General features: G+C 64.7%; 21 protein-coding genes and 1 pseudogene. 9 read left to right on the forward strand and 13 right to left on the reverse strand.

Annotated elements, in window-relative coordinates; genetic code table 11:
• Positions 1–178 precede the first annotated feature (178 nt).
• On the reverse strand, positions 179–1,117 hold the full coding sequence (locus tag EO094_RS05625) for a ring-cleaving dioxygenase (RefSeq protein ID WP_128291266.1): 939 nt from the start codon (positions 1,115–1,117) through the stop codon (positions 179–181).
• A 191-nt stretch (positions 1,118–1,308) separates the two neighbouring features.
• Here EO094_RS05625 and EO094_RS05630 point away from each other — a divergent pair, with 191 nt between their 5' ends.
• From EO094_RS05630 to EO094_RS05655, 6 genes are all read left to right on the forward strand, one after another.
• Complete coding sequence (locus tag EO094_RS05630) at positions 1,309–1,746, forward strand: DoxX family protein (RefSeq protein WP_128291267.1); 438 nt, start codon at positions 1,309–1,311, stop codon at positions 1,744–1,746.
• A 79-nt stretch (positions 1,747–1,825) separates the two neighbouring features.
• Positions 1,826–2,773 carry a LysR family transcriptional regulator gene (locus EO094_RS05635; protein ID WP_128291268.1) on the forward strand — a complete coding sequence of 316 codons (948 nt, stop codon included), beginning with the start codon at positions 1,826–1,828 and terminating at the stop codon, positions 2,771–2,773.
• 133 nt (positions 2,774–2,906) lie between these two features.
• Positions 2,907–4,121 (forward strand): extracellular catalytic domain type 1 short-chain-length polyhydroxyalkanoate depolymerase, encoded by a 1,215-nt coding sequence (locus tag EO094_RS05640; protein WP_128291269.1) that lies wholly within the window; start codon positions 2,907–2,909, stop codon positions 4,119–4,121.
• Positions 4,122–4,208: 87 nt separating this feature from the next.
• Positions 4,209–5,306 (forward strand): DUF2235 domain-containing protein, encoded by a 1,098-nt coding sequence (locus EO094_RS05645; protein ID WP_128291270.1) that lies wholly within the window; start codon positions 4,209–4,211, stop codon positions 5,304–5,306.
• 79 nt (positions 5,307–5,385) lie between these two features.
• Positions 5,386–6,261, forward strand: a complete 876-nt coding sequence (locus EO094_RS05650; RefSeq protein ID WP_128291271.1) for a DUF1028 domain-containing protein — start codon at positions 5,386–5,388, stop codon at positions 6,259–6,261.
• 146 nt (positions 6,262–6,407) lie between these two features.
• A complete protein-coding gene (locus EO094_RS05655; protein WP_128291272.1) occupies positions 6,408–7,160 on the forward strand; it encodes a Crp/Fnr family transcriptional regulator in 753 nt (250 codons plus the stop codon).
• Positions 7,161–7,164: 4 nt separating this feature from the next.
• Here the strand turns inward: EO094_RS05655 and EO094_RS05660 are convergent, their stop codons facing one another.
• Positions 7,165–7,407: a DUF6894 family protein gene (locus tag EO094_RS05660; protein ID WP_128291273.1), complete on the reverse strand. Its 243-nt coding sequence runs from the start codon at positions 7,405–7,407 to the stop codon at positions 7,165–7,167.
• 286 nt (positions 7,408–7,693) lie between these two features.
• Here EO094_RS05660 and EO094_RS05665 point away from each other — a divergent pair, with 286 nt between their 5' ends.
• Both EO094_RS05665 and EO094_RS05670 read left to right on the forward strand, forming a co-directional pair.
• The gene (locus EO094_RS05665) at positions 7,694–8,314 is read left to right on the forward strand and encodes a hypothetical protein (RefSeq protein WP_246008371.1); all 621 of its coding nucleotides are present in this window, start codon (positions 7,694–7,696) and stop codon (positions 8,312–8,314) included.
• A gap of 26 nt (positions 8,315–8,340) precedes the next feature.
• Positions 8,341–9,879, forward strand: a pseudogene (locus tag EO094_RS05670) (methyl-accepting chemotaxis protein); the annotation flags it as partial.
• Positions 9,880–10,250: 371 nt separating this feature from the next.
• Here the strand turns inward: EO094_RS05670 and EO094_RS05675 are convergent.
• From EO094_RS05675 to EO094_RS05695, 5 genes are all read right to left on the reverse strand, one after another.
• Positions 10,251–11,222, reverse strand: a complete 972-nt coding sequence (locus EO094_RS05675; protein ID WP_128291275.1) for a branched-chain amino acid ABC transporter permease — start codon at positions 11,220–11,222, stop codon at positions 10,251–10,253.
• Entirely contained in the window at positions 11,219–12,109 is an 891-nt protein-coding gene (locus EO094_RS05680) for a branched-chain amino acid ABC transporter permease (protein ID WP_128291276.1), read from the reverse strand. The genes EO094_RS05675 and EO094_RS05680 overlap by 4 nt, the downstream gene beginning before the upstream one ends.
• Positions 12,110–12,191: 82 nt before the next feature.
• The gene (locus EO094_RS05685; protein ID WP_425455858.1) at positions 12,192–13,406 is read right to left on the reverse strand and encodes an ABC transporter substrate-binding protein; all 1,215 of its coding nucleotides are present in this window, start codon (positions 13,404–13,406) and stop codon (positions 12,192–12,194) included.
• A 56-nt stretch (positions 13,407–13,462) separates the two neighbouring features.
• A complete protein-coding gene (locus EO094_RS05690; protein ID WP_128291278.1) occupies positions 13,463–14,176 on the reverse strand; it encodes an ABC transporter ATP-binding protein in 714 nt (237 codons plus the stop codon).
• On the reverse strand, positions 14,173–14,934 hold the full coding sequence (locus EO094_RS05695; protein WP_128291279.1) for an ABC transporter ATP-binding protein: 762 nt from the start codon (positions 14,932–14,934) through the stop codon (positions 14,173–14,175). Before EO094_RS05695 ends, EO094_RS05690 begins: the two co-directional genes overlap by 4 nt.
• 350 nt (positions 14,935–15,284) lie before the next feature.
• Here EO094_RS05695 and EO094_RS05700 point away from each other — a divergent pair, with 350 nt between their 5' ends.
• Complete coding sequence (locus EO094_RS05700; protein WP_128291280.1) at positions 15,285–15,680, forward strand: VOC family protein; 396 nt, start codon at positions 15,285–15,287, stop codon at positions 15,678–15,680.
• Positions 15,681–15,768: 88 nt separating this feature from the next.
• Here the strand turns inward: EO094_RS05700 and EO094_RS05705 are convergent, their stop codons facing one another.
• The 6 genes from EO094_RS05705 to EO094_RS05730 all read right to left on the reverse strand — a co-directional run bounded on the left by EO094_RS05705 (position 15,769) and on the right by EO094_RS05730 (position 22,816).
• A complete protein-coding gene (locus EO094_RS05705; protein ID WP_128291281.1) occupies positions 15,769–15,996 on the reverse strand; it encodes a formate dehydrogenase subunit delta in 228 nt (75 codons plus the stop codon).
• Entirely contained in the window at positions 15,986–16,825 is an 840-nt protein-coding gene (gene fdhD, locus EO094_RS05710) for a formate dehydrogenase accessory sulfurtransferase FdhD (protein ID WP_128291282.1), read from the reverse strand. The genes EO094_RS05705 and fdhD overlap by 11 nt, the downstream gene beginning before the upstream one ends.
• Positions 16,826–16,835: 10 nt before the next feature.
• A complete protein-coding gene (gene fdhF, locus EO094_RS05715; RefSeq protein ID WP_128291283.1) occupies positions 16,836–19,715 on the reverse strand; it encodes a formate dehydrogenase subunit alpha in 2,880 nt (959 codons plus the stop codon).
• 17 nt (positions 19,716–19,732) lie between these two features.
• Complete coding sequence (locus tag EO094_RS05720) at positions 19,733–21,307, reverse strand: formate dehydrogenase beta subunit (protein ID WP_128291284.1); 1,575 nt, start codon at positions 21,305–21,307, stop codon at positions 19,733–19,735.
• Positions 21,304–21,783 (reverse strand): formate dehydrogenase subunit gamma, encoded by a 480-nt coding sequence (locus EO094_RS05725; protein WP_128291285.1) that lies wholly within the window; start codon positions 21,781–21,783, stop codon positions 21,304–21,306. The genes EO094_RS05720 and EO094_RS05725 overlap by 4 nt, the downstream gene beginning before the upstream one ends.
• A gap of 121 nt (positions 21,784–21,904) precedes the next feature.
• Entirely contained in the window at positions 21,905–22,816 is a 912-nt protein-coding gene (locus EO094_RS05730) for a LysR family transcriptional regulator (protein WP_128291286.1), read from the reverse strand.
• Positions 22,817–22,942 lie beyond the last annotated feature (126 nt).

Consider the following 22,942-nt stretch of genomic DNA (forward strand, 5'->3'; position numbering starts at 1 on the left):
TCCGTGCGTTTCTGCGCCCGAAGAGTGCCGATGCCGCGCGCCGAGCTGGTGAAGCGATCCGGCACCAGCGTGAAGCCGGATACTCCTGAAGGTCTGTTTAAGGTCCGTGCGTGGCCTCAGCTTTTTACGCAAGCGGTTCTGAGGTGCCGACGCGCCGGGGAGGGCGCGCTGGGGTTTTTCAGGCGAGCTCAGGCAGGACGGCTTCGATCTCCGTCCGCCGGGCCTCGTATTGGTCGGGCAGTTTCAAGGCCTGGCCGAGATCCGTCTCGCTCTCGTCGATGGCAAAGCCCGGATCGTCGGTTGCGATCTCGAAGAGGACGCCGCCCGGCTCGCGGAAATAGACCGAGCGGAAATATTTGCGGTCCTTCTGCTCGGTCGTGGCGATTCGGTGCACCTCGCGCAGGCGCCGCGCCATCTCCGCCTGGCCGGCCTCGTCGGCCCGGAAGGCGATGTGGTGGACGGAGCCCGCGCCCATGCGGCCGCGCAGGAACTCTCCCGCGGCATGCAGATCGACGAAGGTTCCAGGCGTTGCCGGGGTGCTGCCCTTTGCCTGAAAGCGCGCAAGCGAACCGTCTTTGCCGGCGGCTTCAAAGCCCAGCACATCCGTCAGGATCTCCGCCGTCGGCTCCGCGTCCTCGAGGAGGAGCTTGACGCTGTGGATGCCGCGGATCGCGTGCTCCTGAGGAATCTCGCCATCCGACCAGCCCGGTTCGGCCTCAGCACCCGCGACGCCGACGAGCGCGAGATGCGTGCCGTCGGGATCGGTGAAGGCGATCGTCGTCTCGCCGAAGAGTTTTGTGGGCGCCTCATGGGCGACGCCCTTTTCGACGAGGCGCTGCGTCCAGAAGCTGAGCGAGGCTTCCGGCACGAGAAACCGCGTCTCCTGCGTTTCGCCGATGCCGGCGCGGCCGGGGGCGGCATGCTCCAGCGGGAAGAAGGTGAGGATGGTGCCCGGATGGCCGGCCTCGTCGCCATAATAGAAGTGGTAGCCGCCGGGATCGTCGAAATTCACCGTCTTCTTGACGAGGCGCATGCCGAGGATGCGGGTGAAGAAATCGAGATTGCGTCGCGCCGAAGCCGCGATCGCGGTCACGTGGTGGATGCCGTTGTGGCGCATGGTGGAAGCTCCAATCAGATGCGTTCGTGACGAACGCGCTCTTTCGTTCCTCCCACAGATAGGCTGGGAACGGCCGATTGCGATGGGGAAGACATTGCGCTGATGCAATGATATATGTGCAGAGAAGCCGTTTGAATTGCATGTGGGGAATGTTCAATTTCGGGGAAGAACAACCGAAATTGGAGCGACAGATGATCGATACCCGCCTTGCCCCCTATGGCGCCTTCCTCCTGCGCATCGCGCTCGGCGTGATGCTTCTCGCCCACGCTTATATGAAGATCGTGACCTTCACCGTTCCGGGCTTTGAAGGCTTTCTCGCCCAGCTCGGCCTGCCGACGCTCTTCGCCTGGCCGATCATTCTCGGCGAGCTTTTTGGCGGGCTGGCGCTGATCGCCGGCGTTTACAGCCGCCTCATCTCCATCGTGGTTCTGCCGATCCTCCTGGGCGCCATCTGGGTGCATGCGCCGAACGGCTGGAGCTTTTCCGCGGCCAATGGCGGCTGGGAATATCCGGCGTTCCTGTCGGTGGCGGCTCTCGTTCAGGCGCTGATCGGCGACGGGGCCTTTGCGCTGCGCCGCACGGTGCTGCCGGCGTCTGCCCATGCGGGCCGGGTCGCGGAAGCCGCATGAGGCTTCACGACAGATTTCGAAAAGACCGGCCGCGTTCTCCTTCCCGGGAGCGCGGCCGCCATTCTGTTTGAGGGAAAGATTGGTCGAGCCGTTCAAGAATCTCGCCTGGGACGATTTCCGCCTGATCAAGGCGATTGCCGAAGCGGGCCGGCTTCCGGCCGCGGCCGAGCTTCTCGGCATCAACCATTCGACCGTGTTTCGAAGGCTCGGGCAGATCGAGGCGACGCTCGGGGTGAGCCTCTTCGAGCGGCATCGCACCGGCTACGTGCCGACGGCGGTGGGCGAGGAGATGGTGGAGCTCGCCAGCGACATCGACGAGCGCATCACGGGCTTTGGACGCAAGGTCGCCGGGGCCGAGGTGGTGCCGGAGGGCGAGGTGCGCGTGACGACGAGCGACACGCTTCTGACGCATCTCTTCACGCCGCTGTTTGCGCGCTTTCGCGAGAAGGAACCGCGCGTGCGCCTCGACATCGTCGTTTCCAACCAGGCGCTCAATCTTTCCAAGCGTGATGCCGACGTGGCGATCCGGGCGACCGACACGCCGCCGGAGAACCTGGTCGGGCGGCGCGTGGCCCGCATCAACTGGGGACTTTACGGGCGGGCGGCCGATTTTCCGAGTGCGGAAGAGGTGGAGGTCACGGACCTGTTCGATCGGCCCTGGGTGGCACTCGGCGACCGAATGGCGGGGCTCAAGGCGGTGCGCTTCGTCCACGAGCACGTGCCGGCTGAGAAGATCGTCTACCGCATCAGCAGCGTTCTCGGCCTTGCCGAGGCGATCGCGGAGGGGATCGGCATCGGGCATCTGCCATGCTTCATCGGCAATGCCGAGCCCGGTTTGACGCGGATCGCCTCCGCAGAACCCACCTTTGCCACCGATCTCTGGCTTCTGACGCATCCCGATCTCCGCCATGCCGCGCGCATCCGTGCGCTTCTCGACTTTCTGGCTGCGGAAATCGCGCGCGATCGCGATTTCATCGAAGGCCGGGCCGGGGAAGGGCGGCAGGCTGGCACCAGCGCCGACGGATAGAACCTCTCCAATCATTCATCTGGAAAGAGTTTTACCTGTGGTTGCGGAGCGCTATTGTGCACCGCAGCAACCATATCGATGCGCGGCCGTTTTCCCCCTGCCGCTTCGGGGAAGCGGCTTTAGAGGAACCACGTTGAGAAACCTGTCCGACACCATTGCCCGGCTTTCCGCCTTGAAGGGATTTCATCTCCCGCGCGGACCGGTGGTCGATCGCCTTTTCGAGATCTCCCGCTTCGGCTCCAATCCCGGGGCGCTGCGCGCGCGAGCCTATGTTCCCGACGACCTTCCGGAGGGGGCTCCGCTCGTCGTCGTGCTGCACGGATGCACGCAAAGCGCGGCCGGCTACGACCACGGCTCCGGCTGGTCGCGGCTCGCCGACGAGGCGAAATTCGCGCTTCTGTTTCCCGAGCAGCAGCGCGGCAACAACCCCAATCTCTGCTTCAACTGGTTCCAAGAGGACGATATCCGCCGCGGCTCCGGCGAGGCGCTGTCCACCCGCCAGATGGTGGAGCATATGGTGGTGACGTACCGGCTCGACCGCAGCCGCGTCTTCGTCACCGGCCTGTCGGCGGGGGGCGCGATGGCGGGCGTCATGCTTGCGACCTATCCAGAGGTCTTTGCCGGCGGCGCGCTCATTGCCGGCATTCCCTATGGCAGCGCCACCTCGATGCCCGCCGCCTTCGACCGGATGCGCGGCCATGGCCTGCCCGGCGAAGACGAGCTGCAGGCGGCCGTGCGCGGTGCCTCCGACCATAACGGGCCCTGGCCGATCATTTCGCTGTGGCATGGCACCGGCGACCGCACCGTCGATCCGATCAATGTGGAAGCGACATTGGCGCAATGGCGGGCGCTGCATCACGTCGCCGCCGAACCCGACCGGACCGACGAGGTCGACGGCTATCCGCACCGGGTCTGGCACGACCGCAACGGGCGCGCGGTGATCGAGGAGTTTTCCATCACCGGCATGGGCCACGGCACGCCGATCGAGGCGGACGGGCCGAACGGTTATGGCACGCCGGCGCCCTTCATGCTCGACGTCGACATTTCCTCGACGCTGCATATCGCGCGCTTTTTCGGGATTGCCTCAGAACCCGCCGGCGGGCGCACACGCAAGGCGATCATGCGCATGGCGGACACGCCATTGCGGGCGGCGGCGCAGCCGCTCCGCAACGGCGCCGGCGCGACCGCCAAGGAGAAGACGGCTGGCGCGAAGACAGCTGGCGCGAAGACGGGCGGGGAGAGCGGCAGCCGGTCCAAAGGCTCCGGGCCGTCTGCCTCCGGGTCCTCGACCTCCGGTGTTGGCAGGGTGATCGAGGACGCGTTGCGCAAGGCCGGCTTGATGCGCTGAGTTTCGGGCGCGGCGCAAGCTGGTCTTTCTGCGCCTGAGGCCTGCAATCTTGTGATAAATTCCCTCCGGGAGAGGCCGGAGGGGGCAATGCCCAAGAATATCGTCATTCTCTTCGACGGCACGTCGAACGAAATCTCCGAAGACCGTACCAATATCCTGCGCCTTTACGGCACGCTGGAGAAAAGCGAGGACCAGCTCGTCTGGTACGATCCGGGCGTCGGGACGCTCGCCGCCGACAATTCCTGGGTGAGGTGGTGGCCACGCGTCGTCGAATTCTGGGGCATGGTGACGGGCTGGGGCCTCGATGAGAACGTCAAGGAAGCCTACCGCTTCCTCGCCGAGAACTGGGTGAGCGGCGACCGGATCTATCTCTTCGGCTTCAGCCGGGGCGCCTATTCGGCCACGGTGCTCGCCGGCTTCATCCACGCGATCGGTATTCTCGAGACGCGCAATTTCAACCTCCTCGACTACGCCTACCGCGCCTATCGTAGCGTCGGCGCCGAGCGCGAGACGAAGCTCGACGAGATCCGGCTCTACGACCGGGTTTTGCAGACCGAGCATCCGCCGATCCGGCTTCTCGGGCTCTTCGATACCGTCGCCTCCGTCATCGAGCATGGCGGCTATCGCATCCGGCTGCGCTCGCATGCCTTCACCAATGCCAATCCGAGCGTCGAACGCGTGCGCCATGCCGTGGCGATCGACGAAGTTCGCGTCATGTTCCGCGCGCAGCTCTGGCCGGAGGCGGAAAACCAGGATGTCCGCGAGGTGTGGTTTGCCGGCGTGCACGGCGATGTCGGCGGCGGCTATCCGGAGGCGGAGAGCGGCCTCGCCAAGGTGCCGCTCGCCTGGATGATCGGCGAGACGGCGGATATGGGGCTCGTCTATTCCGAAGAGGTGGTGCGGCGTCTTGTTTGCGGCGAGGGGGCGATGAAATACGAAGAGCCCGATCCACTCGGCAAACGGCATCAATCGATGAACTGGTTCTGGGCGATCTTCGAATTTCTGCCAAGGCTGTGCGTGCCAGGCTCTCACGGCCGGCGTTTTCTCGGTCTTGCCCCGCCCGCCTTCTTCTCGGGGCGGAAGATTGCCGAGGGCGCGCGCATCCATCGCTCGGTGATCATCCGGCGCGACCGGCTCGGCGAAACGCATAAGAACCTGCCGGAGGAGTTTGTCGTCGAGGGTTGAGCGCGATTTTGGCTTCTGCCGCCGCCTTTGAAGCGGGGCCCGGGCTTTTGGGGCCTGCCGTCATCGGCTATCACAGGCCATGACCTATTCCATTCTCGCCCGAGAGCCCGAGACGGGGGCGCTCGGCATCGCCGTGCAGTCGAAATTTCCGGGCGTCGCCAACCTCATCTGCCATGGACGGGCAGGTGTCGGGGTGATCGCGACGCAGGCTTTTTCCAATCCCGATCACGGCACGAAGGGGCTCGAGCTTCTGGCGCTCGGCGTGCCGCCGGAGACGGTGCTCGATCTCGTTCTCGCCGAGGATGCGGCCCGGGGCGAACGCCAGATCGCCATCCTGTCCGCCGATGGGCGGGCGGCGCAGCACACCGGCGCGGCGGTGGAAAGCTGGGACGGCGCGGCCTCCGTCGCCTTCGGAGACAATGCGCTCGCGCATGGCAATTCGCTCACCTCAGAGGACGTGCCAGCGGCGATGGTGGCGCGCTTTGAACGTGCCGAGGGCGATTTTCAGGAGCGGCTGATTGCAGCGCTTGTTGCAGGCCAGGAGGCGGGCGGCGAATTGCGCGGCGTGCAATCGGCGGGGCTGCAGGTGTTCCTGGCCGGGGTCGGCTATGGCGGGCGGCAGGGCAAGGCCGTCGATATCTCCATTTACGATCATAACGATCCCATTTCGGAGCTATCGCGCTGCTACCGGCTCCACCGTCTTTCCTATTTCGGATCGGATCCCGACAATCTCGTTCAAATTGATAGCAAAATCGCTCCGTATTTAATTCGATTGCTGATGCGCGAGGGCTATCTCGATCCGGATAGTTCCAATTCGGCGGATATCTGGGGGCCGGAGAAGATCGCCGCGATGGCGCGCTTCATGGGCGTCGAAAATTACGACAACCGCATCCGCGACGACGATTTGATCGACACGGAGGTCTTGAGCGACATCCGGGCGCGCAAGGGCGGCTGAGGGACCTCTGCCGCCGAAGTCCGCTTCCTTCGGATGCCGTCCGGCGCTTGTCACCGGCACCGAATGTGAAGCCCCTTTATAGAAATCGAACAGCAATCATGCTGAATTTCGTGTGCAACGAGCGAGATCGACAAAGGGACGTCGGAATGCAGGACGGACAGGACTACGATAACCCGCTGGTCAGAAAGCTCAACGGCTTCGTCCGTCTCGATGCAGAGGATTGCCGGCTTCTCGACGAGATCATCGAGAAGACCCGTTTGGTGCCGGCGCGGACCGACCTCATTCAAGAGGGCGACGAGCCCGACCATGTGCATCTGATCCTCGAAGGCTTCGCCTGCCGCTACAAGATCCTGGCGGAGGGCAGCCGGCATATCATGGCCTATCTCATCCCCGGTGATTTCTGCGATCTGCACATCTTCATCCTGAAGGAGATGGACCATTCGCTGTCGGCGCTGTCGCCCTGCAAGGTCGTGGATATTCCAAGGGAGCGGATCCTCAAGCTCATGGAAAGGCCGAAGCTCGCCCAGGCGATGTGGGCATCGGCTCTCGTGGACGAAGCCACGTTGCGCGAATGGCTCGTCAATCTCGGTGGCCGTGAGGCGACGGAGCGGGTCGCGCATCTTCTCTGCGAGCTGCTCTACCGGCTGAGGGCGGTCGGCCTTGTCGACGGCCACAGCTACGAGCTTCCGCTGACGCAGATCGATCTCGCCGACACGCTCGGCCTGTCGAACGTGCACATGAACCGCGTCTTGCAGCGGCTGCGCGGCGACGGGCTGATCTCGTTTGCGGGGTCCCGTCTCGTCATTCACGACATCGAACGGTTGGAAGAGTTCGCCGGCTTCACGCCGAACTATCTGCATCTGGACCAACAGAAGCTCGCGCCCCGCCCGCACGCCTGAGGGCTCAGAGTTCGCCGTCGGCGACCTCTCTTGCCGAGAAGCGGACGACGAAGATCCTGTTGCCTTCGGCGTCGATCACTTCGAGGCGCCATTCGTCCCCCGTCCAGAACTGGCGGCCCATATCGCGCATGATCTCGCCGGCCATGCGGACCGCTTCGGCCTGAGCCGTGTGGGTGTCGGTGATTTCGGTGCCCTCGCGGTCGAGCTCCGCGCTGTCCGGGTAGACGTTGAAAAAATAGCGAGGCACGGCGCTTCCTTCATCAAGCGATGCGCTCGTGTCATACCGACCGTTCGCGTGGTCCAAGATGCCACCTTCCGTCGGTCCATCACTCACCTGTGTTAGGTGGCCGGGAAAGCCAGCTTTCTGTCGCGACCGCTTCGTGGGTGCAGAGGTCTGTTTCGATCCCCTGGCTTAAGAGGGGCTATGCGGCCTCGCGGGTCTGCGCAACTTTTAGAATAGTTCTCAAGCCTGGCAACAGCCTGGAATTTTATGGGTGCAAAGACCGTATTCTCTGATTTGGAACGAGACGCCCATGCTCCGACTTGCCATGGCCGCCCTTGTGGCGGTTCCAGCCTTCGCCGCAAAGGCCGAACCTGTGCCATCCGATCCACTGGCCCCCGATCCCAAACGGCTCATCGACGCCTCCGTGATGGACGATATCCGCAGCTGGATGGATTCAGAAGTCGTGCGTCTCTCCGTCAGGACCCAGAACCAGCGTTATGGCACACTGGAGCAGGCCAAGATCGATCAGCTCGATGAACAATGGAAAGCGGAGCGCGAGGCTGTCGACAAGCCGTTGATCGCGGCGACGCTGTCGAACCCGCTGTCGGTCTATCTGACGCGCATGCAGGGCCAGTCGGCCGGCCTCTTCGTCGAGATCTTCGTGATGGACGACAAGGGGCTGAATGTCGGCCAGTCGTCGATCACGGGCGATTTCTGGCAGGGCGACGAGGCGAAATTCCAGGAGACTTATCCGAAAGGCGCAGGCGTTGTCTTTATCGACGCGCCGGAGTTTGACGACACTCTGCACATCTGGCGGGCGCAGGTGAACATGACGCTCGCCGACGAAGCCAGCAACACGCCGATCGGTGCCGTCACCGTCGAAGTCAATCTGACCGAGCTGGCGCGCCGCAAGCTCGCCATGGCCAAGTGATCGGAGACCTGACCGTGCTCAACAACATGTCTGTCACACTGAAAGCGATCCTGGCCTTCACGGTTTTGACCCTGATCGGCCTCGTGCTCAACGCCGTCATCTATCTGCAGGCGGTCGACGCCGAACGCGCCGTCGCCGATTACGAAGAACTCAAGTCTTCGATCGTCGAGATCGCCAAACTTGAAACCGCTATCGATGACCAATCCATCGGCCTCAAGAACTTCCTTCTGACCGGCGACCGCGACTGGGTCGAGACAATCGAGGCGAATAGGGCCGAAACCGAAACCCTCGTTGTGGAGCTTGCTCCGTTGCTCGAGCGTCTCGACATTGCCGACAATGTCGGGAAGGCGATCGTGAATTGGCGCCAGTGGTACGAGGATTTCGTCGTGCGTCAGGTCACGCTGATGCGCGATCCGATGACCGTCGATCTCGCCAAGGCGATCGAAGCGGCCGGCAACGGGCAGGCGGCCTTCCGGGCCATCAAAGCGGATATCAAGACGAGCCTCTCAGAGCTCGGCGAGCGCCAGAGCGTTCTGGCAACCGCACAGAACAGCGCCTTGTCCATGGTCGAAACGGTGGCCATCGTCAGCGCCGTGATCAGCGCGCTCTGCGCCGTTCTCTTCGGCATCTTCAACCATCTGAGCGTCGTGCGCCCGCTCGGCAATCTCGCCAAGGTCACCCAGGATCTCTCCGAGGGCCACACGGATGTGACGATCACGGAGGTGAAGCGCGCCGACGAGATCGGGCGGATGCACAATGCGCTGTCCGTCTTCCGGGCGAGCCTGGTGCGGGCGCGAGAGCTCGAGAGCGCCGCAGCCGAAGAGCGCGAGATCGCGAACCGGCAGCGCCGCGAAGCGATGCTGCGTCTCGCCGACGAGTTCGAGGCGTCGGTTCTCAGCCTCTCCGGCGAGATCAGCGCCGCCTCGCAGCAGCTGGAGGAGACGGCGGGTCTTCTTCAGGAGGTCTCAAGCTCCACGAGCGAGCAGTCTCTGACGGTGTCGTCGGCGGCCGAACAGGCGACCAACAACGTCCAGACGGTGGCGAGCGCCACGGAGGAATTGTCCGCCTCCACGCGTGACATCAGTGCCCAGATCGAGGCCTCTTCCAAGGTTGCCCGCACGGCGGCCGACGAGGTGGAGCGGTCGAGCCAGGCGGTCGACGGGCTCAATGCCGTCGTGCGGCGGATCGGCGACGTTACCAAACTCATCACCGACATCGCTTCGCAGACCAATCTTCTTGCGCTCAATGCCACGATCGAGGCGGCGCGGGCCGGCGAGGCGGGCAAGGGCTTTGCGGTCGTTGCCGCCGAGGTGAAGGCTCTCGCCGAGCAGACGGCCAAGGCGACGGAGGAGATCAACCGCCAGATCGGCGATATCCGCTCAGCGGCGGACGTTTCCATCGAAGCCACCCGCTCGATCGCGGAAATGGTGCGCGACATTGCCGAGCGGTCCGACGATATCGCAACGTCGACCGAGCAGCAGAATGCCGCCACGACCGAGATCGCTCAAAACATCACCGAAGCCGCATCCGGCACGCAGGAGGTCAGCGCCTCGATCAGCAAAGTGTCGGAATCGGCGTTGCGGACCGGCAATGCGAGCAACGAGCTGCGCAAATCGGTCGGCGATCTCGACACGCGGCTCGGCTCGCTGCGCGGTGCGATGAACCAGTTCCTGGAGAATGTCCGTGCAGCATAAGGCCCGACTCGGTTAAGGTCGGAGTGACAGTGGAGCGGGCGCCGCGCCCGCTTCGGAGCCCTCTCGATCTTGAGTGAATGGTTCCCTTTTCGCGTCGGCAGGGTGGTCCGGCAAGAGAGACGCAAAGCGCGATGCGGACATCGCGCAAGCGGCTCGAGGCAGCGGATCGCCGCCGACGCGAAGTCTCATCGGGCTGGGGCTCTCACCCGAGCCCCGCGATAGAGCGGTTCATCCGAGACGCTCTATCGGCGCATCCAGGCCAAAATTTCGCCGACGATGCCTCTTCGGAAGGTCAGGACGCAGATGACGAAGATCGCGCCCATGACGACCGTCACCCAGGAGCCGATCGTCGACAGATAGTTCTGCAGCGCGATGACGATGCCGGCGCCGACGACGGGCCCGAGAATGGTGCCCATGCCGCCGATCAGGGTCATCAGCACGACTTCACCCGACATGTGCCAGTTGACGTCGGTCAGGGTGGCGCTCTGGAAGACGATCGCCTTCGTCGCGCCGGCAAGGCCGGTGATCGTCGCCGACATCGTAAAGGCGAGCACCTTCAGGAGGGCCACCGGATAGCCGAGCGAGATCATGCGCGGCTCGTTCTCGCGGATGCCTTTCAAGGCCTGGCCGAAGGGCGAGTGGACGGTGCGGTAGAGGACGAAGAAGCCGGCGGCAAAGATCACGGCGACGAAATAGTACATGGTCAGCGTGTCGCGGAGATCGACGAGCCCGAAGACGGTGCCGCGCGGAATCCCCTGGATGCCGTCCTCGCCATGGGTGAAGGGCGCCTGCAGGCAGAAGAAGAAGACCATCTGGGCGAGCGCCAGCGTGATCATGGCGAAATAGATGCCCTTCTGGCGGATGGCGATCGCCCCGAAGACGAGGCCCATCACGCCTGCGGTGAGGGTGCCCGCCGCGATGCCGAAGACCGTGCCGATGCCCCAGACCTTGACGGCGTGGCCTGCCACATAGGCCGCCATGCCGAAGAAGGCGGCGTGGCCGAAGGAGAGAAGCCCGACATAACCGAGCATCAGATTGAAGGAGCAGGCGAAGAGGGCGAAGCACAAAAGCTTCATCAGGAAGATCGGATAGATGCCGAGGAAGGGCGCGACGGCGAGAGCGGCGATGCCGACGGCCGCGATCAGATAGCCGGCGAGGCGATGCCTGCGGAACGTGTCGTCGCTGAGTTCGACATTGGAGGTCGTGTCGGTCATTCGCGGGGCCTCCCGAAAAGGCCGTTCGGCCGCAAGATGAGAACGATCGCCATGATGACGAAGACGACGGTGGAGGAGGCCTCCGGGTAGAAGGTCTTCGTCAGACCTTCGACGACGCCGATGCCGAGCCCGGTGAGAATGGAGCCCAAAATGGAGCCGAGGCCGCCGATGACGACGATGGCGAAGACAACGATGATGAGATGCTGGCCCATGATCGGGCTCACCGTATAGACGGGCGCGGCGAGAACGCCGGCAAAGGCCGCCAGCGCCACGGCGAAACCGTAGGTGAGGGTCATCATCAAGGGCACGTTGATGCCGAAGGCGCGCACGAGCTCGCGGTTTTCGACCGCGGCGCGCAGATAGGCGCCGAGACGCGTGCGCTCCACCAAGAGCCAGGTGCCGAGGCAGACGAGAAGCGAGGCGACGATCACCCAGGCGCGGTAGGTCGGCAGGAACATGAAGCCGAGATTGTGCCCGCCGGTCAGGATTTCCGGCGGCGCATAGGGCTGGCCGGAGACGCCGTAGAAATTGATGAAGGTGCCCTCGATGATGAGGGCGAGGCCGAAGGTCAGAAGCAGGCCATAGAGATGGTCGAGGTCATAGAGGCGCGACAGCATGGTGCGCTCGATGACGATGCCGAAGACGCCGACGATCAACGGGGCGACGATGAGGCTCGGCCAGTAGCCGATGCCGAGATGATGCAACAAGAGCCAGGCGACGAAGGCGCCCATCATATAGAGCGCCCCGTGGGCGAAATTGATGACGTTCAAAACGCCGAAGATGACGGCCAGGCCGAGGCTCAACAGCGCGTAGAACGAGCCGTTGATGAGCCCGATCAGAAGCTGCCCGAACAACAGGGGCGCCGGCACACCCAGGATTTCCTGCATACGAGCCTTTCCTTGGTTGGGGGAACCTGGCGTTTGCGGGAGGCCCGGGCGGCGAGGCCGCGCCGGGCCGTTTCAGGGACGATCAGTTGCTGACGAGCTTGCAGCTGCCCTTGTCGAGCGGCTGGAAGGCCTCATCGCCCGGGATCGTCTTGACGATGTTGTAGTAGTCCCACTTGCCTTTGGACTCGTCCGGGCCCTTCACCTCGACGAGATACATGTCGTGGACCATGCGGCCGTCCTCGCGGATCTTGCCGTTCTCGGCGAAGAAGTCGTTGATCGGCATCTTCTTCATCTGGGTGACGACCGCTTCGCCGCCGTCATCGTCGATCTCGTCCACGGCTTTCAGATAATGCGTGACGGCGGAATAGACGCCGGCCTGCACCATCGTCGGCTTCTGGCCGTTCATCTTCTCGGCAAAGCGATCGGCGAATTTCCGCGTCTCGTCGGTGCGGTCCCAGTAGAAGCCCGTCGTCAGCGTCAGGCCCTTCGCGACATCGAGGCCGAGGGCGTCGACATCGGTGATGAAGCCCAAAAGGGCCGCGAGTTTCTGCCCGCCCTGGACGATGCCGAAGGAGTTCGCCTGCTTGATCGCGTTGGTGGTGTCGCCGCCGGCGTTGGCAAGGCCGATGACATCGGCGCCGGAGGCCTGCGCCTGCAGCAGGAAGGAGGAAAAGTCGGAGGTGGAGAGCGGGTGATTGACCGAGCCCAAAACCTCGCCGCCATTCTCCTTCACGACCGCCGAGGTGTCCTTTTCGAGCTGATGGCCGAAGGCGTAATCGGCGGTCAGGAAGAACCAGCTCTTGCCGCCCTGTTCGACGACCGCCTTACCGGTGCCGACCGACATGGCGTAGGTGTCGTAGGTCCAGTGCACGAAGGTCGGGGCGCACTGGTCGTTGGTGAGCGCGGTCGAGCCGGCGCCGGAATCAAGAAACGCCGTGTCCTTTTCCGAAGTGACCTGCTGGACGGCGAGCGCTACCGACGAGGTCGGCACGTCGACGATGACGTCGACGCCGTCCTGGTCGATCCATTCGCGGGCAATGGATGAGCCGACGTCGGGTTTGTTCTGATGGTCGGCGGAGACGACTTCGATATTGGCGTCACCGACCTTGCCGCCGAAATCTTCCACCGCCATGCGGGCGGCGACGACGGAGCCTTCGCCGGAGAGATCGGCATAAAGGCCGGAGCGGTCGTTGAGGACGCCGATCTTGACGACGTTGTCGGACATCTCCGCCTGGGCGGCACCCACCATCGCGGCGAGTGCGGCAAGCGCGGTTGAGGCCAGGGCGACCGATTTGATGCTCATTGGGGTTCTCCTCTCGTTTGGACTTTTTGTGGTTCTCCGGGCGCCGTCCGTTACACGCCCAGAAGTTCGTTGAGTTCGCCCATGCGCGTCTTGATGTCGTCGCGCTGGTAGCGGTCGACGACGCGGCCATGCTCGATGACGTAGTGACGGTCGGCGAGCCGGGCGGCGAAATGGAAGTTCTGTTCGACCAGCAGAACGGTGAAGCCGAGCTCCTGCAGGCGGCGCACGCTGGCGCCGATCTGCTGGACGATGACGGGGGCGAGGCCCTCGGTCGGTTCGTCGAGCAGGAGGAGCTTCGCCCCGGTGCGCAGAATCCGGCCGATCGCCAGCATCTGCTGCTCGCCGCCGGACAGGCGGGTGCCGGAGGCGCCGAGAAGCCGCTCCTTCAGGTTCGGAAAAAGCTCGTAGATTTCGGGGATGGGCAGACCGCCCTTCTGCACGACGGGGGGCAGGAGAAGGTTCTCCTCCACGGTGAGGCTCGCAAAGATGCCGCGCTCTTCCGGGCAATAGGCGATGCCGCGGCGGGCGACCTTGTCGGGCTTCAGGTCGATGAGCTCCTGGTCGTCGAAGCGGATCGAGCCGGAGCGGCGTCCGACGAGGCCCATGATGGAGCGCAAAGTCGTCGTCTTGCCGGCGCCGTTGCGCCCCAAGAGGCTGACGACCTCGCCTTCGCGGACTTCGAAATCGACGCCGTGGAGAACGTGGGATTCGCCGTACCAGGCGTTGAGATCGGAGACTTCGAGGATGGTCTTGCGCACGCTCATGCCTCCGCCTCGTCGCCCGTGCCCATATAGGCCTCCCGGACCTCGGGGTTTTGTGAGACCTCGTCGTAGCTGCCCTCCGCCAGGATCTGGCCGCGCTGCAGGACCGTGATCGTGTCGGAGAGGTTGGCGACGACTTCGAGATTGTGTTCCACCATCAAGACAGTGCGGTTTTGCGCCACCTGGCGGATGAGATCGGAGACGCGGGCGATGTCCTCATGGCCCATGCCGGCCATCGGCTCGTCGAGGAGCATGACCTTCGGTTCGAGGGCGAGCGTGGTCGCAATTTCGAGCGCACGCTTGCGGCCATAGGGCATCTCGACCGCCAAGGTGTCGGTGAACTCCGACAGGCCGACGGCTGCGAGAAGCTCGTAGGCGCGCTCGTGAAGCCGCTCCAGAACCCGGCTCGACTTCCAGAAATGGAAGGAGAGGCCGGTCGGGCGCTGCAGCGCGAGGCGGACGTTTTCGAGCGCCGTCAGATGCGGAAAGACCGCAGAGATCTGAAACGAGCGCACGAGCCCGTCACGCGCCACATGATGCGGCGTCGATCGGGTGATGTCGTGGCCGGCGTAACGGATCGTGCCCGAGCTCGGCTGCAGAAATTTGGTGATGAGGTTGAAGCAGGTCGTCTTGCCGGCGCCGTTCGGGCCGATGAGAGCATGGATCGTGCCCTCACGTACCCCGAGACTGACGCCATCGACCGCCGTGAAGCCGGCAAAATACTTCGTGAGATTCTCGGTTTCGAGAATGAATTCCGACATTTCCCCGCCTGATCACAGTTGCCCAATGCGCAGCGGGTTTGCGGGGAAGCATTGTCATCCTCCCTGCGGCCCCGCCGTCTTTTGTTCACAGCAGCCGCGGAGCGGTTCTTTGTTTTATTCCGCTCGGTGCATGTTGTCGCACCGGATTGCCTGAAACTTCAAGTCAGATCGGGCCGGAGATGCGGAGATTTTCTGAGAAACGTCAGCTGACGCAGTGGCGGAAACGGGTTTTTCTTGCGCCTTCCCGGTTCGTTGACGGTGATGAGGGCGCGGTGGCATATCGGCCAGCAGCCGGCCTGACGAGACGCCGGCGGGAGCCCAGAAAAAGCGGCGAAGGCAGCGAGGCGAAGGTGGCCAAGAATATTCACATGATGATCCGCGTGCTCGAAGAGGAGCGCTCGGTGGCATTCTACGACAAGGCGTTTGGCCTCAAGATCGCCGACCGTTACGAGTTCGACGGCTTCACGCTCGTCTATCTGGCAAACGAAGAAAGCGAATTCGAGCTGGAGCTGACGATCAACAAGGGCGAAAGCACACCTTATGATCTCGGCAACGGCTACGGGCACATGGCCGTATCCGTCGGCGACCTCGATAAAGAGCATGCGCGTATGCGCGAGGCCGGGCTGGCGCCGAAGGACATCAAGGAAATGGTGCATCAGGGCGCGCCCTTCGCGCGCTTCTTCTTCATCGAAGATCCCGACGGCTACAAGATCGAGGTTCTCGAGCGCGGCGGCTGGTTCAAGTGAACTCAGCGCGCGGCTGAGACCCGGCCTCCGGCGCGAACCGGGCGCTGGCTTTCGGGATGGTGTTCGAAAGGGGCGGGAGCGCGCCTTTTCAGGCGCGTTCGGGCTTCGGCTGGCGGATCATCGGGGCGGCTTCGACGACGAGGGGGTCGAGGCCGGTGCCGCCCGCATCCAGGATCTCGAAGAGCTTTGCGCGCATGCGCGGTTCCCAGAAGGAGTTGATGTGGTCGGCGACGCCGGCGGCGGCCTCGTGGTCCGGGCGGCTCTTGAAGAAGGTGGCGATCTGGTTCGCCATATAGGCGAGTTTGTCAGGCGACATGGGTGAGCCTCGCCGAGGTTTCGGGCGTGTCGGTGATGCGGCCCGGATGGGTGAAGACTTCAAAGTCGCGGTCGCGGACGATGGCGACGAGGGTGATGCCGGCGGCCTCCGCCATGCGGACGGCAAGTGCTGTGGGAGCCGAGACGGCAAGCAGGATCGGGCTGCCGGCGACCGCCGCCTTCTGCACCATTTCGACCGAGACTCGGCTCGTCAGCACGATGGCGCCCTCAGTGGCCGGGATGGCGCGGCGGGCAAGCGCGCCTGCGAGCTTGTCGAGCGCATTGTGGCGGCCGACATCTTCGCGCACGGCGACGAGGCCTTCGCCCGGAGCGTAGAGGCCCGCGGCATGCACGGCGCGCGTTGCGGCATGCAGCGGCTGGGCCCGGGAGAGCGCGCCCATGGCACGGGCGATGTCGGCCGGCGACAAAGTGAGATCGGAGGCGGGGACGATGGGCGGCTGGCGCACGGCGCCTTCCAGGCTCTCGATGCCGCAGAGACCGCAGCCGACGGGACCGGCGAGGCGGCGGCGGCGTTCGGCGAGCTTTTCGTCCGCCTCTTCGGCCAGCATGATCTGCACGTCGATGCCGGCTTCGAGTTCGACGATGTCGACGGCGTCGATCGCCTCGGCCGTGTCGCCGATGCCCTCCGTCAGGGTGAAGCCGACGGCGAAATCGACGAGATCGGCGGGCGTCGCCATCATCACCGCCTGGGTGGTGCCGCCATAGGTGAGGGCGATGGCCGTCTCTTCCGGCAGGTCACGTTCGCCCGGCCGCGCCGTGCCGAGGCGATGGGCGATGCGGGCGACCAGGTGATGGGTCTTTTGCATCATCCGCGCTCCCTCACTCGGCCGCTTCCATCGCCGGGGCGATGCGGCGGGCCTGGCGGGTCTGCTCCTCATATTCCTGCTGCCAGTCGCTCGGTCCGTTCGACAGCGCCACCTGGACGGCCGTCACCTTGTATTCCGGGCAGTTGGTCGCCCAGTCGGAGAAATCCGTGGTGATGACGTTCGCCTGCGTGCCGGGATGGTGGAAGGTCGTGTAGACGACACCCGGCGCGACGCGGTCGGTGATGCGGGCTTTCAGCGAGGTCTCGCCGGAGCGGCTCGCGAGCCGGACCCAATCGCCATCCTTGACGCCGCGCTGTTCGGCGTCGTGGGGATGGATTTCGAGGCGATCTTCCTCGTGCCAGACGGTGTTGGCCGTGCGCCTCGTTTGCGCGCCGACATTGTACTGGGTGAGGATGCGGCCGGTCGTCAGAAGGAGCGGGAAGCGCGGGCCGGTCTTTTCGTCCGTCGCCACATATTCGGTGACGACGAACTTGCCCTTGCCGCGCTGGAAGCCGCCGACATGCATGACCGGCGTGCCCTGCGGCGCCTTGTCGTTGCACGGCCATTGCACCGAGCCTTCCTTTTCCAGGAGGTCGTAGGTGACGCCCGCGAAACTTGGCGTGGTCGCCGCGATCTCGGCCATGATCTCGCGCGGATGGGTGTAGTTCCAATCGCAGCCGAGCGCGTTCGCCAGAAGCTGCGTCACCTCCCAATCGGCATAGCCGTTCTTCGGCGCCATGACGCGGCGGACGCGGTTGATGCGCCGCTCGGCGTTCGTAAAGGTGCCGTCCTTTTCCAGGAAGGTGGAGCCCGGCAGGAAGACATGGGCGTAATTCGCCGTCTCGTTGAGGAAGAGGTCGTGGACGACGACGCATTCCATGGCGGCGAGACCGGCGGCGACATGCTTCGTATCGGGGTCGGATTGCAGGATGTCCTCGCCCTGGATGTAGATGCCGCGGAAGGAACCGTCGACGGCGGCATCGAGCATGTTGGGGATTCGAAGCCCCGGCTCGTCGTCGAGCGTGACGTTCCAGAGCTTTTCGAAGATGTCGCGCGTCGCCTCGTCGGAGATGTGGCGGTAGCCCGGCAGCTCATGCGGGAAGGAGCCCATATCGCACGAGCCCTGAACGTTGTTCTGGCCGCGCAGCGGGTTCACGCCGACGCCCGGGCGGCCGAGGTTGCCGGTCGCCATGGCGAGATTGGCGATCGCCATCACCGTGGTGGAGCCCTGGCTGTGTTCGGTGACGCCGAGGCCGTAATAGACCGCGCCGTTGCCGCCGGTCGCATAGAGACGTGCCGCGCCGCGGATGGCGGCGGCCGGAACGCCGGAGATTTTTTCGACTTCCTCCGGTGAGTTGCGCGGCTCGGAGACGAAGGCCGCCCAATCCTGGAACTCGTCCCAGTCGCAGCGCTCGCGGATGAAAGCCTCGTCGAAGAGGCCTTCGGTGACGACGACATGGGCGAGCGCGGTCAGGACCGCGACGTTGGAGCCCGGCTTCAGGGGCAGGTGATAGGACGCCTCGATATGCGGCGAGCGCACGAGATCGATGCGGCGCGGATCGATGACGATGAGTTTGGCGCCTTCGCGCAGCCTTTTCTTGAGGCGCGAGGCGAAGACCGGATGGCCGTCCGTCGGATTGGCGCCGATCAGGATGACGACGTCGGTCTTCTCGACGCTGTCGAAATCCTGCGTGCCGGCGGAGGTGCCGAAGGTGGTCTTGAGGCCGTAGCCGGTCGGCGAATGGCAGACGCGGGCGCAGGTATCGACATTGTTGTTGCCGAAGCCGGCGCGCACCAGCTTCTGGACGAGGAAGGTCTCCTCGTTGGTGCAGCGCGAGGAGGTGATGCCGCCGAGCGCGCCGCGGCCGTATTGATGCTGGATGCGGCGGAATTCCGACGCCGTATGGGCAAGCGCCTCCTCCCAGGAGACCTCGCGCCAGGGATCGGTGATCTTTTCCCGGATCATCGGGTTGAGGATGCGGTCCCTGTGATTGGCATAGCCGTAGGCGAAGCGGCCCTTGACGCAGGAATGGCCGCGGTTCGCCTTGCCGTCCTTGTAGGGGACCATGCGGATAAGTTCCTCGCCGCGCATCTCCGCCTTGAAGGAGCAGCCGACGCCGCAATAGGCGCAGGTGGTGACGCGCGCATGCTCCGGCAGGCCGTTCTCGATCACCGATTTTTCCTGGAGCGTCGCCGTCGGGCAGGCCTGGACGCAGGCGCCGCAGGAGACGCATTCCGATGCCAGGAACTCTTCGTCCTGGCCGGCGGCGACCACGGAGCCGAAGCCGCGGCCTTCGATCGTCAGCGCGAAGGTGCCTTGCACCTCCTCGCAGGCGCGCACGCAGCGCGAACAGACGATGCATTTCGTGGGATCGAAGGTGAAATAGGGATTGCTCTCGTCCTTCGGCCGGTAGCGCGGGTTCGCCTCGCCGTTGTTCCTCGCCTTGACGTGGTTGGCACCGTCATAGCCGTAGCGCACGTCGCGCAGTCCGACTTCGCCCGCCATGTCCTGGAGTTCGCAATCGCCGTTTGCCGCGCAGGTGAGGCAGTCGAGCGGGTGGTCGGAGATATAGAGCTCCATGACGCCGCGGCGGATCTCTTTGAGGCGCGGCGTCTGGGTATGCACGACCATGTCCGGGGCGACCGGCGTGGTGCAGGAGGCGGGCGTGCCACGCCGTCCCTCGATCTCGACGAGGCAGAGGCGGCAGGAGCCGAAGGATTTCACCATGTCGGTGGCGCAGAGTTTCGGCACCTGAATGCCGGCTTCGGCGGCCGCGCGCATGACCGAGGTGCCGGCCGGGACGGTGATCTCAAAGCCGTCGATCGTGAGCGACACCGTCTCTTCGGAGGTGGAGGCGGGGGTGCCGTAGTCGATTTCGTGGATGAGGCTCATCAGGCTGCTCCTCGGCTCTACTCGGCAGCTTCGGCGAAGGGGGTGGGGCGGAAATCGTCGGGGAAATGTTCGATCGCGCTCAAGACCGGGAAGGGCGTGAAGCCCCCGAGGGCGCAGAGCGAACCGAAACGCATGGTCTGGCAGAGGTCGGTCATGAGCGCGATCTGCGCCTCCGGGTCTTCGCCCGCGGCGATCCTGTCGGCGACCTCGACACCGCGCACGGAGCCGATGCGGCAGGGGGTGCACTTGCCGCAGGATTCAATGGCGCAGAATTCCATGGCGAAGCGGGCCTGCTTCAGCATGTCGACGGTGTCGTCGAAGACGACGATGCCGGCGTGGCCGATCAGGCCGTTCTTCGCGGTATAGGCTTCGTAATCGAAGATCGTGTCGAAGAGGGCGCGCGGGAAATAGGCGCCGAGCGGGCCGCCCACCTGCACCGCCTTGACCGGGCGGCCGCTTCTCGTGCCGCCGCCGATCTCGTCGACGAGCTCGTGCAAGGTGAGGCCGAAGGCGATCTCGAAGAGGCCGCCATTCTTGACGTTGCCGGCGATCTGAATGGGGATCGTGCCGTGCGAATGGCCGACGCCGAAATCGCGAAAGAATTCCGGCCCGTGGTCGAGGATCGCCGGTACGGTCGCAAGCGAGATGACGTTGTTGACGACGGTCGGGCGGCCGAGAAAGCCCTCATGGGCGGGAAGCGGCGGCTTCGCGCGCACGACGCCGCGCTTGCCTTCCAGGCTGTTCAGAAGCGAGGTTTCCTCGCCGCAGACATAGGCGCCGGCGCCCATGCGGATTTCCATGTCGAAGGCGTGGCCGGAGCCCAGAATGTCGGGGCCGAGAAAGCCGTGGCTGCGGGCAATGGCGATCGCGTCGCGCATCGTTGCGATGGCATGCGGATATTCGGAGCGGGTGTAGACGTAGCCGCGCGTCGCGCCGGTGGCGAGACCCGCGATCACCATGCCCTCGATCAGCATGAAGGGGTCGCCCTCCATGATCATGCGATCGGAATAGGTGCCGCTGTCGCCCTCGTCGGCGTTGCAGACGATGTATTTCTGCTCGCCTTTCGCCTCGGCGACGGTCTTCCACTTGATGCCGGTCGGAAAGCCGGCGCCGCCGCGACCGCGAAGACCCGACGTGATCATCGTCTCGACGATCTCTTCGGGCGTCATCATGACGGCATTGCGCAGCCCCTTCAGACCGCCATGCGCCTCGTAATCGGCCGGATCGAGCGGATCGATGATGCCGCAGCGCGCGAAGGTGAGGCGGGTCTGGCGGGCGAGGAAGGGAATTTCTTCCGTTTCGCCCTGGGCGAGGGGGTGGTCGCCGCCGGACAGAAAACCCGCAGCGAAGAGGGAGGCGACGTCTTCGGGCGCGACGGGCCCATAGGCGAGGCGGCCGTCTTCGGTCGCGACCTCGACCATCGGCTCCAGGAAGAAGAGACCACGCGAGCCGTTGCGGATGAGACGGATGGCGAGACCGCGGGCTTCGGCCTCGCGGGCGATTTCGGCCGCGACCTTGTCGGCACCGAGCGCGAGCGCGCCGGCATCGCGCGGGACGTAGACCTTGATGGGGCCTTTTACGTGATCGGTCATCGCCGGGCCTCGTCGAGAAGCGGGGCGAGGCGGGTCTCGTCGAGGCGGCCGGTCACCTCGCCGTCGAGCATCGCGGCCGGGGCGCAGGAGCAGAGGCCGAGGCAGTAGACGGGTTCGAGCGTGACGGCGCCGTCGGGTGTCGTCTCATGCCAGTCGATGCCGAGGGCCGAGCGCACGCGGTCGGCGATTTTTTCGCCGCCCATCGACTGACAGGCCTCGGCGCGGCAGACCTTCAGCACATGGCGGCCGGAGGGGGTGTGGTGGAAGTCGGGATAGAAGCTGACGACGCCATGGACTTCGGCGCGGCTCAGATTGAGGCGGTTGGCGATGACCGGCACGGCCTCTTCCGGCACGCAGCCGAACTCTTCCTGGAGATCGTGCAGGATCGGCAGGAGGGGGCCTTCGAGGGCGGCGTTGGCATCGACGATCGCTGTGGCGCGGACGGCAATGTCCGCTGCGCCTGTCTGGGCAGTCATTCTTCCTCCCATGGCCGGCGATTGTTTTTGCCGGATTTCTTATTGCGGTAATTTTGACGCGCGACGTCATGTCTTATCAATAGCTTTATCCCGTCGAGTGATCGGGAAAACCTATCGAGCGCTAGGCCGAGGGCCGTTTCTCTCGGGGCAGAAGCTGCGAAACCTTGCGGGCTTCGGCGAGAAGGGCGGCAAGAACCGGCGTGTGCGGCTCGCGGTAGGCGGCGACGAGGCCGATGCTTTCCGCGGCTTCCGGCTCCACGATCGGGATCGCCGTCAGATTGTCCAGGCGGCCGAAGGCGTCCACCAGCCGCCAGGGCATGACGCTCGACCAGCGGCCGGTGCGCACATGGGCGAAGAGGGTGATGACGGAGTTGGATTCGAGCGTCGGATCGGCGCTGGCGCCGGCCTCGCCCATCTTCTGATTGACGATGCGGCGGTTCTGCATGTCGGGCGTCAACAGGCAGAGCGGCGCGGCCGCCACCTCTTTCCAGGTGATGCTCGACTTGCCGGCATGCGGCCCGTCCGCCTGGGTGACGAAGGCGTAGCGTTCCTCGTAGAGCGGCACGGTGGTGACGCGGCCGAGCGGCTCGTTGTCGAGATAGGTGATGCCGACATCGATCTCGAGATTTTCCAGAAGCGACAGGATCTCGACCGAATTGCGCGACAGGACGGTGAAGGTGATGCCGGGATGGGCCTCCGCAAAGGGCGCGGTCAGCTCGGCGACGGCGGAGAGCGCCGTCGGGATGGCGGCGATGCGCAGATGCCCGGAGAGGCCGTAGCGCGCAGTTCTCAGATCCTCCTGCATGGAGCGGACGTCGGCGACGATGCGGCGCGCCCATTCGAGCACCCGCTGGCCTTCCGGCGTCAGCCCCTGATAGCGCGAGCCGCGGCGCACCAGCATGACGCCGAACTGGTCTTCGAGCTGCTTGATGGCGGAGGAGAGCGTCGGCTGGGTGACGCGGCAATCCTCTGCGGCACGGCCGAAATGCTTCTCGCGGGCAAGCGCGATGAACATTTCCAGCTTGTCGATCATGAGCGTCTCCCGCCGCCTTGCGGGTCTTCTGCCCGCCTGCGACGTGCCCACGATACAGGATGCGGGCGTTCTGGAAAGGCGTCCGGGCGACAGGCCCAGACGCGGGGCGGCAAAGCGGCCGGCTGC

It is taken from the genome of Afifella aestuarii, from assembly GCF_004023665.1.
Taxonomy (GTDB): domain Bacteria; phylum Pseudomonadota; class Alphaproteobacteria; order Rhizobiales; family Afifellaceae; genus Afifella; species Afifella aestuarii.

Coding starts and splice junctions, on each gene's coding strand:
- EO094_RS05680 (WP_128291276.1), bottom strand. CDS start 12,109: ATGCAGGAAATCCTGGGTGTGCCGGCGCCCCTGTTGTTCGGGCAGCTT.
- EO094_RS05705 (WP_128291281.1), bottom strand. CDS start 15,996: ATGTCGCCTGACAAACTCGCCTATATGGCGAACCAGATCGCCACCTTC.
- EO094_RS05725 (WP_128291285.1), bottom strand. CDS start 21,783: ATGACTGCCCAGACAGGCGCAGCGGACATTGCCGTCCGCGCCACAGCG.
- EO094_RS05720 (WP_128291284.1), bottom strand. CDS start 21,307: ATGACCGATCACGTAAAAGGCCCCATCAAGGTCTACGTCCCGCGCGAT.
- fdhF (WP_128291283.1), bottom strand. CDS start 19,715: ATGAGCCTCATCCACGAAATCGACTACGGCACCCCCGCCTCCACCTCC.
- EO094_RS05630 (WP_128291267.1), top strand. CDS start 1,309: ATGATCGATACCCGCCTTGCCCCCTATGGCGCCTTCCTCCTGCGCATC.
- EO094_RS05625 (WP_128291266.1), bottom strand. CDS start 1,117: ATGCGCCACAACGGCATCCACCACGTGACCGCGATCGCGGCTTCGGCG.
- EO094_RS05730 (WP_128291286.1), bottom strand. CDS start 22,816: ATGATCGACAAGCTGGAAATGTTCATCGCGCTTGCCCGCGAGAAGCAT.
- EO094_RS05665 (WP_246008371.1), top strand. CDS start 7,694: ATGCTCCGACTTGCCATGGCCGCCCTTGTGGCGGTTCCAGCCTTCGCC.
- EO094_RS05645 (WP_128291270.1), top strand. CDS start 4,209: ATGCCCAAGAATATCGTCATTCTCTTCGACGGCACGTCGAACGAAATC.
- EO094_RS05655 (WP_128291272.1), top strand. CDS start 6,408: ATGCAGGACGGACAGGACTACGATAACCCGCTGGTCAGAAAGCTCAAC.
- EO094_RS05675 (WP_128291275.1), bottom strand. CDS start 11,222: ATGACCGACACGACCTCCAATGTCGAACTCAGCGACGACACGTTCCGC.
- EO094_RS05650 (WP_128291271.1), top strand. CDS start 5,386: ATGACCTATTCCATTCTCGCCCGAGAGCCCGAGACGGGGGCGCTCGGC.
- EO094_RS05690 (WP_128291278.1), bottom strand. CDS start 14,176: ATGAGCGTGCGCAAGACCATCCTCGAAGTCTCCGATCTCAACGCCTGG.
- fdhD (WP_128291282.1), bottom strand. CDS start 16,825: ATGATGCAAAAGACCCATCACCTGGTCGCCCGCATCGCCCATCGCCTC.
- EO094_RS05695 (WP_128291279.1), bottom strand. CDS start 14,934: ATGTCGGAATTCATTCTCGAAACCGAGAATCTCACGAAGTATTTTGCC.